Annotated in this window: 10 protein-coding genes; 8 read left to right on the plus strand and 2 right to left on the minus strand. The window is 44.5% G+C overall.

Annotated elements, in window-relative coordinates:
* Positions 1-2: 2 nt before the first annotated feature.
* Positions 3-482 carry a hypothetical protein gene (locus FFF34_002185; protein TSD66233.1) on the minus strand — a complete coding sequence of 160 codons (480 nt, stop codon included), beginning with the start codon at positions 480-482 and terminating at the stop codon, positions 3-5.
* Positions 433-3,210 carry an outer membrane beta-barrel protein gene (locus FFF34_002190; protein TSD66234.1) on the minus strand — a complete coding sequence of 926 codons (2,778 nt, stop codon included), beginning with the start codon at positions 3,208-3,210 and terminating at the stop codon, positions 433-435. Before FFF34_002190 ends, FFF34_002185 begins: the two co-directional genes overlap by 50 nt.
* 211 nt (positions 3,211-3,421) lie before the next feature.
* On the opposite strand from FFF34_002190, the gene FFF34_002195 reads away from it, so the two are divergent.
* The 8 genes from FFF34_002195 (at position 3,422) to FFF34_002230 (ending at position 13,395) form a co-directional block, all read left to right on the plus strand.
* On the plus strand, positions 3,422-4,507 hold the full coding sequence (locus tag FFF34_002195) for an acyl-CoA desaturase (GenBank protein TSD66235.1): 1,086 nt from the start codon (positions 3,422-3,424) through the stop codon (positions 4,505-4,507).
* A 198-nt stretch (positions 4,508-4,705) separates the two neighbouring features.
* A complete protein-coding gene (locus FFF34_002200; protein TSD67938.1) occupies positions 4,706-6,196 on the plus strand; it encodes a biopolymer transporter TolR in 1,491 nt (496 codons plus the stop codon).
* A gap of 13 nt (positions 6,197-6,209) precedes the next feature.
* Positions 6,210-7,118: a sugar phosphate isomerase/epimerase gene (locus FFF34_002205; protein ID TSD66236.1), complete on the plus strand. Its 909-nt coding sequence runs from the start codon at positions 6,210-6,212 to the stop codon at positions 7,116-7,118.
* 77 nt (positions 7,119-7,195) lie between these two features.
* Positions 7,196-7,753 (plus strand): gluconate 2-dehydrogenase subunit 3 family protein, encoded by a 558-nt coding sequence (locus FFF34_002210; GenBank protein TSD66237.1) that lies wholly within the window; start codon positions 7,196-7,198, stop codon positions 7,751-7,753.
* 3 nt (positions 7,754-7,756) lie between these two features.
* Positions 7,757-9,472, plus strand: a complete 1,716-nt coding sequence (locus tag FFF34_002215; GenBank protein TSD66238.1) for a GMC family oxidoreductase — start codon at positions 7,757-7,759, stop codon at positions 9,470-9,472.
* A 174-nt stretch (positions 9,473-9,646) separates the two neighbouring features.
* Complete coding sequence (locus FFF34_002220; GenBank protein ID TSD66239.1) at positions 9,647-11,326, plus strand: GMC family oxidoreductase; 1,680 nt, start codon at positions 9,647-9,649, stop codon at positions 11,324-11,326.
* 12 nt (positions 11,327-11,338) lie between these two features.
* Positions 11,339-12,769 (plus strand): Gfo/Idh/MocA family oxidoreductase, encoded by a 1,431-nt coding sequence (locus FFF34_002225; protein TSD66240.1) that lies wholly within the window; start codon positions 11,339-11,341, stop codon positions 12,767-12,769.
* A 53-nt stretch (positions 12,770-12,822) separates the two neighbouring features.
* Complete coding sequence (locus tag FFF34_002230) at positions 12,823-13,395, plus strand: gluconate 2-dehydrogenase subunit 3 family protein (GenBank protein TSD66241.1); 573 nt, start codon at positions 12,823-12,825, stop codon at positions 13,393-13,395.
* Positions 13,396-13,431 lie beyond the last annotated feature (36 nt).

Below are 13,431 nucleotides of genomic sequence, written 5' to 3' on the forward strand. Positions count from 1 at the left end.
ATTTATTGCTCGTAATGTATGGCCGGGTTGATATGTTGCAGCTGAATGATAAAATCCTCTTTGTTTTCGGGCGAGATGATTACCGAATCGTACTGATTGTAAAATATCTCTATCCTGTCTAACGATAATGCCGGCGAACTTAAAATAGTTTTAGTAGGTACAATTTTTTTAATAGACGCAATAGGTATCAACAGGTTTAAAAACAGGCCGCATTTTATACGTAAGGTAGCATCGGTAGTAATGGTGTAATTGGTGTTCAGTAAAATAGGGAACAGTACAACGCCTACAATAGCCAGGCTTAGCGCGGCCGCGGTATATTGTTTATTATATATATAAACCGCATCCATCACCAGCAGCAAGGTAATGGGCATGTATATAAATATCCCTTTTTTTGAGGTGTAAAACTTCTCTGTTATCATTTTACCTTTAAGCTTATTGGTTATTGCTACGGCCGCCGCCAAAGCGTTTACCGCCACCGCCATTGCGGCCGCCGCCTTGCCTGCCGGCAAACTTTTGCAACCGTAAGGTAAATGTAAGCATAAAATATCTGCCCAAACGATTGGTGCGTGTATCTATGATCTGGTTGCCGCTTACCACGCGCGATACGCCGGTGTTTTGGTTAAACAGGTCAAACGCCTGAAAACGCAGCGACGCTATGTTCTTTTTCAAAAACTGGTACTCAACATAAGTGCTTAGCAGGGTGGGGTTGGCTTTAACCGTACTGCTAAAGCCATTATTAAAGGTTTGGGTTAAGTTATAGCCCAATATCAGGTTGTTAAAAAAGTAGTTTCGCCCGTCAAACCCTAATGTCCAGGTTTTTGCATCGGTGTTTATAGACGATGGCAAGCTGTATTTGGTGGTATTAATGCTGTAGTTGGCGCTTATTTCGGTATCCATTAGGCTGTCAATATCTACCCTTAGTTTGGCACCCTGGTTCCAAACCCAGTTTTTGCCCTCGTTGCGTTCATCCTCAATAAACGATATGTTGTTGTTAAAATTTGCCCCGCCGTTAAGGGTTACGGTATACTTGCGGTTGGCAAATGGTTTTGAGAAGGCATAGTTGCCGCTAAGCGAATAAAAGCCGTTGGTGTTAATATAGCGCGTTTCCTGCACGGTGTTATTAGCGCTGCCGTTGTTATTACTTACCGGCGATGTATTGGTAACAATTTTATTAAGCGTGGTATTATATGCTAAGTTGGTGAACAGTGAGTTACCGCTGGCAATATCAAACTGGTTGTAGCGCAGAGCAATGTTGTTGCTAAATTCGGGCTTTAGGTTGGGGTTACCATAAATGCGGTTTTGCGGGTTGCTAAAATCTGGCTGCAATTGTAATTGGGTAAAGCCTGGCTGGTTATTGCTGCCTGTGTAATTTAAAGCAAGTGTGTGGTTCTTTTTAAATATGTAGTTAAACCGCGCCGTAGGTATGTAGTTAAAAGTATGGGTAGATGTGCTGAAATTATGCGATTCGCCATTCAATTCGGCAGGCTGCACGGCCATACCCAGCGTGTAATTATATTTTACATTAACCCCGCGCAGGTTTAAACCAAAGCGATTGGTGATGAATTGGTAATTATAAAGCGTACTTAACGAGTCTACATACACTTGCGCCCCGGTTGTTGGGTCTACACGGTAGTTGTAACGGTTATTATTTGTATTGGTATAGTTGTAGGCATAGTTAGCCTCCAGGTAGGTTGATTTGCCCACAGGCTCGGTGTACGACAAACTGATATTGGCCCTTGACGAATTGTTGTTGGTGTTGATCTGCTGAAACAGCGGCGTTATAATGCTATCCTGCTGCGTGGTGTATTGGTCGTTAAGGTCCTGGGTGTTTTTTGAATAATTAAGGCCTGTATTAATGCTAAAATTACGCCCCTTCTTGTTGAATTTATGATTAAACAGCAAGCTAATGCCCCCGCTGGGCGATGTGGTATTGGTTAAAGCCAGTTCGTTGCCGGTAATTAGGGTGCTGTTGCGGGTATTACTAAAATCATCGGTAGTGTTATCCTTTGATGTGCTGTAAGAAAAGTTTGGGTTTATCTTTAAATAGTTGGCGGTATCTATGCGGTATTCTATATTAAAATCTAACCGGTGGTTAACGCTGTTGTTGCGGCCTATGCTGTTATCGTTATTAATGATGGCCCCATTTTGAAAAAGGTTTTGTTGCAACGATGTGCTGGTGGTGTATTTGTCTTTATCGGCAAGGCTATAGCTGCCATAAGCCGTAATTTTTTTACCCCACTCATCCCTATAGTTAAAACCTAACGACCGGTTGGTGGTAATGCCGTTGGCGGTGCTAAGGCCACCACCGGCTGCTGCACCGCCGCCGCCTCCCCGGCCTGCGCGACCCCCGCCACCACCGCCGCCGCCAAGGTTAAACGAGTTGGTGTTGGTGTTATTAATAGTGCCGATAAGGGATATCTGCCTGTCTTCTTTAAAAGTATTGGCCGACAGGCGTGCCAGGTAACGGTCGTCGTTACCGGCCCCAACGGTTGCCTGGCCAAATTGGCCGGTGCGCTTGCCTTTTTGTATGGTAATGTTCAATATCTTTTCGGGGTCGCCGGTTTTAATGCCGGTTAGGTTGGCCTGGTCGCCGTAATCATCAATTACCTGTATGTTTTCTACAATATCGGCCGGCAGGTTTTGCGTTGCGGTTTGCACATCGCCGGTAAAGTAATTTTTGCCGTTTACCCGCACCTTGGTTACCTGTTTACCATGGGCGGTAACATTGCCATCCTTATCTACCGATACGCCCGGCAGCTTTTTAAGCAGGTCTTCAACAGGCGATCCATCGCGCACTTTATAGGCACTGGCCTTGTATTCAACGGTATCTTCTTTAATAGTAATGGGGTTGGCGCTAATAGCGGTAATGTTAACTGTGTTTAACAGGTTTATTTGCAGTTTAAGCTTTATAGGGTCTAAAACAATTGGCTTGGTATCGTTATCCATGGCATACTTGCGGGTAACCTGCTGGTAGCCTAAACCGCTTATGGTAATTTTAAAGTTTTTTGCCTTAACAGCTGCAAAGTAAAACCCACCCTTTACATCGCTGGATACGATGAGGCTGTCTTTGTCAGATATCAGTTTTACAGTTACGGCGGGTACAAAACCAAGGCTATCAACAACGGTACCGCTTACGGCACGTGGCTGTTGGGCAAAAGTATTTTGTATAAATAAAAAACTAAGGAGGGTGAATAGCACGTACTTTATCATGGATGGGGCTTTGTTTGCCTAATGACGTACATAACCTGCCGAAGTTTAAATGATAGGTGGATTGTCATACAAATGTTGCAATAAACCAGACATTTAGCTGACAATTTAATTATTTATTAATTTATTTAACGATTATCTGTTATTTATACATATCTTTCATCCGTTATCAAAAGATACAACCCCAATTATATAAACTAATCTTCCGTTACTAATGGCATTTATACACGATGTGCTTGAAAAACCATCCTATGGGTGGAAAGATGAAAATGGCGACCTATCAAAACCTTCTCCCGGTCGTATCCTCGAAGAATTTGTATCAAGAATTAACGTTTTCGCCGACAAAAAAAACTGGCTTTCGTTTTTAGCCTGGTTTATGGTTGTTTGCTTAACGCCATTTCTGCTACTATTTATATTCAAATATTTTTCAATTAAGGGCCTTATCATCGCGTTTGTATACAGCATGATGGTGATGGGTACACATGGCACCATTTGGTACCACAGGTACTGCACCCATGGCGCTTATAAATTCAAGAACAACTTTTGGAGGTTTTTTACTCAAAATCTTACCCTAAAGATCATCCCCGAAGAGATATATGCTATATCGCATCACGTGCACCATGCTTTGTCTGACCAACCGGGCGACCCATACAACGCACAGGGCGGGTTTTTATATTGCTTTTTAGCTGATGCAAACCACCAGCCAATTAACCGTAATATGGACGAAAAGGATTATAACCGCTGCCTTGCTTTAATGAAGCATACCGGTGTAACCGCAAATACCTATGCGCAGTATCAAAAATATGGTTCGGTAGCTAACCCTTTCCACACCATAGTGGGCGTAATTGCTAACTGGGCGTTTTGGTTCACCGTATTCTTTTTATTAGGCGGTTTGCCTTTGGCTTGTGCCATTTTTGGTGCGGCCGGTATATGGGCAGTAGGTGTGCGTACCTTTAATTACGAGGGGCACGGTAAGGGCGAGGATAAGCGCCGCGAAGGTATCGACTATAACCGTAAGGATATGTCGGTAAACCAGCTTTGGCCAGGTTATGTGGCCGGCGAATGGCACAATAACCATCACCTTTTTCCAAAAAGCGCGCGCTCGGGTTTTAAGGCCCACCAAATAGATACCGCTTTTTACTACATTAAATTTATGAGCCTTATAGGTGCCGTAAGCCAGTATAAAGACTCGAAACAGCAGTTTTTAAAAGACTATGTTAAACCTGCAGCCAAGCCACAAGCCGAATTGGTTTTTTGCCCGGTTACCGGCAAGCAGATTTATGCTGTTGAGCAAGTTTAACCAAACCTGATACTATATTACCTGCAATGGCAGGGAAAGTAAAAAAGGAGATGCATTTGCATCTCCTTTTTTGTTTAAAAGCAATTTTTAACCTATGATTTTTATAAATGAATAGCTAACTTAGTAGTCCAATTATTCATAAACCTAAAAAATCTCATCTTGAAAAAGTTTACAAGCTTATTTACCGGCTTGCTGGTAATGTTATTGTGCGCGCAAAGCAGTTACGCGCAAACGGTCGGTATATTTGACGGCAACACCGATGTTGGCCCTGTTAAACATAAGGGTAGCGCCGTTTATGATGCCAAAATACAGCAATACACAGTAACCGGGTCTGGCACCAATATATGGTTTACTAAGGATGAGTTCCACTTTGTTTGGAAAAAGATAAAAGGCGATTTTATACTACGCACCAACGCCACATTTGTAGGTAAAGGAACCGAGGCTCACCGCAAGTTTGGTTTAATGGTACGTAAATCGTTAGATGGTAATTCGGCCCATGTTAATGCTGTGGTTCATGGCGATGGCCTTACATCGTTGCAATACCGTAAAGCGGCAAATGACAGCACAAAGGAGCAAAAAATGGCACTTACCGGTGCAGGCGTAGTGCAGCTGGAAAGAAGAGGCAATACCTATACTATGGCCGCGGCGCGCCAGGGCGATGTATTTGGCCCTGAAGAAAAAATAGATCTTGACCTGGGCGACGAAGTATACGTGGGCATATTTGTTTGCTCGCATAACCCCGAAGTGTCTGAGCAGGCAGTATTCAGCAATACGCGTATAGTGCAGCCGGCAGGTGCAACCCTTGTTCCGTATAAACAATACTTAGGCAGCAGTATTGAGGTGCTGGACGTAGATAACCAAAGCAGCCGTATTATTTACCAGTCGCCAAAATCGTTACAGGCACCAAACTGGATGGTAGATGGCAAAGCGCTTATATATAATAGCGAAGGCTCGTTATATAAATACAACCTGGCTACCAATACGCCCACCGTTTTAAATACCAACCCCGCCAAAAATAATAATAACGACCATGTACTATCTTTTGATGGTAAATGGCTAACCATTAGCAGCGGCGATGGCGGCCCTTCAATAGGTTATGTAGTGCCCTCAGCCGGCGGTGAGGCCCGCAAGGTTACACAAACCGGTAAAGGCGCATCGTATATGCATGGCTGGTCGCCCGATGGTAAATACCTGGTATTTTGCGGCGAGCGTAATAAAGAGTATGATGTTTACCGCATACCTGCAGCAGGCGGGCCTGAAGAACGCTTGACTACCACACCCGGTTTAGATGATGGACCCGAATACACGCCCGATGGCAAGTACATTTACTTTAATTCGGTACGGTCGGGCTTAATGCAGGTTTGGCGCATGAAAGCCGATGGCACCGAGCAAACCCAAATCACCAACGATGATTTTAATAACTGGTTTCCGCACATATCGCCCGATGGTAAATGGATAGTGTATATCACCTTCCTTAAAAACGAAGTGGCCCCCGGCGATCACCCTTTTTATAAGCATGTATACCTTAGGGTAATGCCAATTGAGGGCGGGCCGTCAAAAGTGGTGGCTTATTTATACGGCGGGCAGGGTACCATTAATACCCCATCGTGGGCGCCAGATAGTAAACATCTGGCATTTGTAAGTAATTCCGACCTATTATTTCCTATATTTCCAACAGCAAAAAACTAAATCTCAAAATAAAATGAATTCATCACGAAGAAGCTTTTTAAAAAACAGTGCAGTAGCTGTAACCGCCGCTGCTTTACTGCCCGATAGTGTTTTCGCGGCGGCAAAAATACAGCGCGTGGGTATACAGTTATACTCGGTGCGCGATGCCATGAAAGCCGACCCAATGGGTACGCTTAAAAAAATAGCCGATATGGGTTACAGCAGGGTAGAGCATGCCAACTACATTAACCGTAAGTTTTATGGCTACAGCGCAACCGAGTTTAAAAAGATATTAGATGACCTAAGCTTGCAAATGCCAAGCGGCCACACCGTAATGACCACCCAGCACTGGGATGCCGCCAAAAACGACTTTACCGATGTATGGAAATACACCGTAGAAGACGCGGCCGTATTGGGCCAAAAATATGTGATAAGCCCATGGCTGGATGACAGCGTGCGCCACGATAAGGACGCCCTGAAACGCCAGATGGATATTTTTAACAAAAGCGGCGAGCTGTGTAAAAAATCGAACATGAAGTTTGGCTACCACAACCACGATTTTGAATTTACCACCATGGTAGGCGATATGCGCCTGTTTGATTACATCCTGCAAAATACCGATCCTAACTTAGTTGCCCAGCAATTGGATATTGGTAACATGTACGGCAGAGAGAATTCGGCACAATCGCTGATTGAAAAATACCCGGGCCGTTTTGAATTGATGCACGTTAAGGATGAGATAAAAAGCGCCACCAATACCGAAGGAACCGGCTACGAAAGTACCATTATTGGTAAAGGTGTGTTACCTGTAAAGGATGTTTTAAAGGCAGCCAAAAAATCAGGAACGGTGCATTTGATCATCGAGCAGGAATCGTACCAGGGGATGGATCCGATAGATTGTGTAAAAATTGATTTACAAACCATGAAAAAGTGGGGATATTAATTCATAAAACTTACCTTTCGTTTTCATAAACCGTGTTATTTATACACTAACATTTCTTTATAAAATTGAATACCACCATGAATAGGCGTATAGCCATCCGTAACATGGCCTTAGTATTAGCAAGCGCGGCGGTTTTACCGTCGTGCTTAAATAATGATAAGGGTAAACCTGTTGTGCAGTTAAAGCACCTTAAAATTAATGCCGACCAGGAAAACCTGGTAAGCAACGTTGCGGAAACCATACTGCCAAAAACAAATACACCCGGCGCTAAAGAGCTGGGCATTAACCTGTTTATTTTTAAAATGCTTGATGATTGCAACACAAAGCAACAGCAGGAAACCTTTTTAGCCGGCCTTGACGAGTTTGACGACGCGGTTAAAAAGCAATACGGCCACTCGTTTAACGATTGCAGCCAGCAGGAGCGTACCGCATTTATAAGCAGTATGGAAAAACCCAAACCCGAAAACGGTAAAAAGGATGAACCTGCAAAATCTGCAGTGTTTTATAATATGGTTAAGGGGCTTACGGTGTTTGGCTATACCACATCGCAGTATTTTATGACCAAACAGGTAGTTTATGAATTGGTACCCGGCAGGTATAATGCCTGGTTCCCGGTAAAAAAGCAGGCAGTTTAATATATGGCTAATTTAAATATAGATAGCGTTAAAAGCAGAACATTCGATGCTATCGTTATAGGTTCGGGGATGAGCGGCGGTTGGGCAGCCAAAGAATTAACGGGCAAGGGCCTTAAAACCCTTGTGCTTGAGCGCGGCCGCGATGTTAAACACCTTAAAGATTACCCAACCACCAACCTATACCCCTGGGAGTTTCCGCACCATGGCGTAATACCAACCGAAGTACAGGAAGCTAACCCAATAGTTAACCGTTGCTATGCCTTTGGCGAAGATGCGGCGCACTTTTTTGTAAAGGACAAAGAGCACCCCTATGTACAGGAAAAACCCTTTGACTGGATACGCGGCTACCAGGTAGGCGGTAAATCGTTATTATGGGCGAGACAAACCCAGCGCTGGAGCGATTTTGACTTTGAAGGCCCTGCCCGGGATGGTTTCGCGGTAGATTGGCCCATCCGATACAGCGATCTTGCGCCCTGGTATAGCTATGTAGAAAAATTTGCAGGCATATCCGGCAACCGCGATGGTATTGCCGAACTGCCCGATGGAGAGTTTCTGCCGGCTTTCCCGCTAAACGCTGTGGAAGACTATTTTAGTAAGCACGTTAAAAAAAGTTATCAAAACAGGCATGTAATAAGTGCCCGTTGCGCGCATTTGTCAAAGCCCAACCCTATACATTTAGAGCAGGGCAGGGGCCAATGCCAGGAACGTAACCTTTGCCAGCGCGGCTGCCCCTTTGGTGGTTATTTCAGTGCTAACTCATCTACCATTCCGTGGGCGTTAAAATCGGGTTTGTGTACCTTGAGGCCATTCTCGGTGGTTGAGTCGATCATATACGACGAGAAATTAGGCAAGGCCACAGGGGTTCGTATTATTGATACCAATACCAAACAAGCTATAGAATACTTTGCCGATGTGATATTTGTTAACGCGGCAGCATTAAATACCAACCTGGTGTTGTTAAATTCAACCTCAAACCGTTTCCCTAATGGTTTGGGTAACGATAGTGGCGTTTTGGGCAAGTATGTAGCGTTCCATAACTATTCGGCACACATCAGTGCGGAATATGATGGCTTTAAAGAATGGACAACTGACGGGCGCAACCCGGCAGGTGGTGGCTATATACCACGTTTCCGCAATGTGTATAAGCAGGAGACCAACTTTTTACGCGGTTATGCCGCAGGTTTTAGCGCCTATCGCCGCGGTACAGATAACTCCGATGGCATAGGCCAAACGCTTAAAGACAACCTAGCCAAAAAAGAACTGGGCAACTGGGGAGTAGGGTCGCACATGATGGGCGAAACCATACCCAAAGAAAGCAATTACGTAACCCTCGATAAATCGCAAAAAGACCAATGGGGGGTACCTCTGCTAAAAATATCCGTCGATTATGATGATAACGACGAAAAAATGAAGAAGGATTATATTGAGCAAATGACAGAGATGTTCACCTCTGCCGGTTTCAAAAATATCAGGGCCGAAAGCGATCATCGCGCACCGGGGCTGGATATTCACGAAATGGGTGGTGTGCGCATGGGTAACGACCCTAAAACATCAATGTTAGATAAGTGGAACCGTTTGCATGCCTGCAAAAACGTTTACGTTACTGATGGGGCCAGCATGACATCTACTTCCTGCCAAAATCCATCGCTTACCTATATGGCCATGACCGCCCGATCGGTAGACCACGCGGTTAGCGAAATGAAAAAGGGTAATATATAGTTGGCCCCCTAACCCCCTAAAGGGGGAATAAAAAGCCCCCTTTAGGGGGTAGGGGGGATATACCGGCATTGTGTTAATAAAACACAATGAAAATATATTTGGAAAATAATTTTTATTCATACATTAGGCGAAGTAACCAATTACTAAACAAATTTATCTTAATACCATACTGTTATGTCTACAAACACTTATGACGCCATCGTCATTGGTTCAGGTATCTCGGGCGGCTGGGCTGCCAAAGAACTAACCGAGAAGGGCCTGAAAACCATTATGTTAGAGCGCGGCAAAAATATCGAGCACATCAAGGATTATGTAAATGCAAACAAGGCACCGTGGGAATTCCCTCACCGTGGTGGCCGTACGCAACAAATGATAGAGGATTACCCCGTTTTAAAACGCGATTATCCTTTAAATGAAACTAACCTTGATTACTGGGTTAACGAAAAAGAAAGCCCATATACCGAAATAAAACGCTTTGACTGGTTTAGAGGGTACCATGTAGGTGGCCGCTCGTTAATGTGGGGCAGGCAATCGTACCGCTGGCACGATACCGATTTTGAGGCTAACTTAAAAGATGGTATTGGTACCGACTGGCCTATACGTTATAAAGACCTTGAAAAATGGTATAGCTATGCCGAAAAATTTGCCGGTATATCCGGTAACCGCGATGGCGTGCCTATCCTTCCGGATGGTGATTTTATGCCACCGATGGATATGAACGTGGTAGAAAAAGACGTAGCAAAACGTGTTAAAGAGTATTATAAAGAACAACGCCACATGATCATTGGCCGTACGGCTAATATTACTGTACCGCATAACAACCGCACAAACTGCCAGTATCGTAACAAATGCTGGTTGGGCTGTCCGTTTGGCGCTTACTTCAGTACGCAATCGGCTACATTACCGGCTGCAATGGCAACTGGTAATTTAACCGTTCGCCCATGGTCAATAGTAACCCGCATATTATATGATAAGGATACTAAAAAGGCTAAAGGCGTTGAGGTATTGGATGCCGAAACCAACAAAACATACGAGTTTTACGCCAAAATAGTGTTTGTTAATGCCTCGGCCATAAACAGCGCATGGGTATTATTAAATTCGGCTACTGATGTTTGGGAAGGTGGCTTAGGCAGCAGCAGCGGTCAATTAGGTCATAACTTAATGGATCACCACTTAGGTGTTGGTGCAGGTGGCCGTGTAGAAGGTTACGAAGATAAATATTACTATGGCCGCCGTGCCAACGGTATATACATACCACGCTTTAGAAACCTTAATGGCGAAAAACGCGATTACATACGTGGCTTTGGTTACCAGGGTGGCGCAAGCCGCTCGGGGTGGAGCAGGGACATTGCCGAAATGAACATCGGCGGTGCCTTTAAAGATGCACTATCTGAACCGGGAGCATGGTCAATGGGCATGGGTGGCTTTGGCGAAACATTGCCATATCACGAAAACCGTGTTTATCTTGATAAGAACAAGAAAGATAAATGGGGCCTGCCTATCTTAGCTATCGATGCCGAGTGTAAAGAAAACGAGCGTAAAATGCGCATCGATATGATGAACGACGCTAAAGAGATATTAGAGAATGCCGGTGTTAAGGATGTACAAACCTACACAACCGACCCTGTATTGGGCCGTGGTATTCACGAAATGGGTACAGCCCGCATGGGCCGCGATCCAAAATCGTCGGTATTAAATGGTAACAACCAGGTTTGGGATGCTAAAAACGTATTTGTTACCGATGGTGCCGCAATGGCTTCGGCAGCTTGCCAAAACCCATCATTAACCTATATGGCGTTAACTGCCCGCGCTGCAGATTTTGCTGTAAGCGAACTTAAAAAAGGAAACATTTAACCGGTAAAAACCATGACTGAAAAGAAAGAATCTACTGTAGAAAATTCCTCAAGGCGGGATTTTATAAAGAAAAGTTCGTTAGCTGCGGCAGGTATCATGATCGTTCCGCGCTTTGTATTGGGCGGCACAGGTTATACCGCGCCAAGCGATATGCTTAATGTAGCTGGTGTAGGTGCAGGTGGTAAAGGCGAAAGCGATATTGCCAATTTTGCAAAAAGTGGCAAGGCAAACATCGCGTTCCTTTGCGATGTTGACGACCGCCGCGCTGCAAAATCAAGGGCATCGTTCCCTAAAGCCAAGTATTATAAAGACTGGCGCGAAATGTATGATAAAGAGCACAAGAATTTTGATGCCGTATCTGTTTCAACCCCCGATCATAACCACGCTTTAATAGCTTATCATGCTATGCAACTGGGCAAGCACGTTTATGTGCAAAAACCGTTAACGCACGATATCTGGGAAGCGCGTTTATTGACCGATGCCGCTAAAAAATATAAAGTGGTAACTCAAATGGGTAACCAGGGTGCATCAAATGATGGCACACGCTTAATGTCTGAATGGTATGATGCCGATTTGATTGGCGATGTACATACCGTTTACTGCTGGACAAACCGCCCCGTATGGCCACAAGGCATACAATGGCCAACCACTAAGGCCGAAGTGCCAAAAGAGCTGGATTGGAACCTGTGGTTAGGTACCGCGCCTTATAAAGATTATGTAGATAAATTAGTGCCGTTTAACTGGCGCGGATGGTGGGATTACGGTACCGGTGCCTTAGGCGATATGGGCTGCCACCTGGTAGAAGCTCCGTTTAGGGTACTGGGCATACAATATGCTAAAGATGTACAGGCCAGTGTGGGTAGTGTTTATGTCGATGAATTTAAACAAGGCCACTTCCCTGAAAGCTGCCCTCCGTCAAGCCACATTACTTTAACTTTCCCTAAAACCGATAAAACAAAAGGCGATGTTACCCTGCACTGGATGGACGGTGGCATACAGCCCGAAAGACCATCCGAATTAGGCGCAAGCGAAAAATGGGGCGGCGAAGAAGGTAACGGAACATTGTTTATAGGTACAAAAGGAAAAATGTATGCCAGCACCTATTCTGATGCTGCTACATTACTACCAAAAGATCTTACCGCAAGTGCAAAAGCTCCACAAAAGTATAGCCGTGTGCCGGGTGGCGCAAATGGCCACTACGCGCAATGGGTTGAAGGTTGTTTGGCTGGCTATGGTAAAACTGAGCTAAGCTCGTCTTTTGACAAAGCTGGCCCGCTTACCGAAGCATTGCTGATGGCTAACCTTGCAGTACGCGGCCACGAATTAAAAGGCGGTACAATTAAATTGCTTTGGGATAACTCGGCAATGAAGGTAACCAACTTTGACGATGTTAACCAGTACATAAAACGCGAATACACTAAAGGGTTTGAGTTAAAGGCTTAATTTAACCCATTGATCAAATAATTAACATTCTAAAATTCAATAATCACAATAAAATGAATAGAAGAGATGCGATAAGCAGAGTTGGTTTGATATTAGGGGGTACGGTGATAGGAGCCGAGCTTTTTATATCAAGCTGTAAATCGGGCAGCTCGGTTAATACCGACGACCTGTTTGCAAAAGATACCACCGCTTTTTTAAACGAGGTGGGCGAAACCATACTTCCCGAAACATCAACACCCGGCGCTAAGGCAGCCAATGTAGGTGGTTTTATGGCAGTAATGGTACGCGATTGCTACACAGCCGATGACCAAAAAATATTTAAAAAGGGCGTTAGCGAATTGGATGAAGCCAGCAAAAAGAAGTTTAACAAAACTTTTTTAGAGGCTGATGCCAAACAACGTACCGAATTGCTTACCGAACTGGATAAAGAGCAAAAGGAATTCAATAAAACCAAAAAGCCCGAAGACCCTAACCACTACTTTACAATGATGAAGCAACTAACTTTGTTAGGCTACTTCACATCCGAAGTTGGGGCCACCAAGGCATTGCGTTATTTGCCGGTACCCGGTAAGTACGATGGCAATTACCCATACAAAAAGGGCGACAAAGCCTGGGCATTGTCCTAAATCTTGTAAAACCCTCTTTGCTTAGCAAAGAGGGCT

Origin of the sequence: Inquilinus sp. KBS0705 (assembly GCA_005938025.2) — a bacterium.
Classification (GTDB): Bacteria; Bacteroidota; Bacteroidia; order Sphingobacteriales; family Sphingobacteriaceae; genus Mucilaginibacter.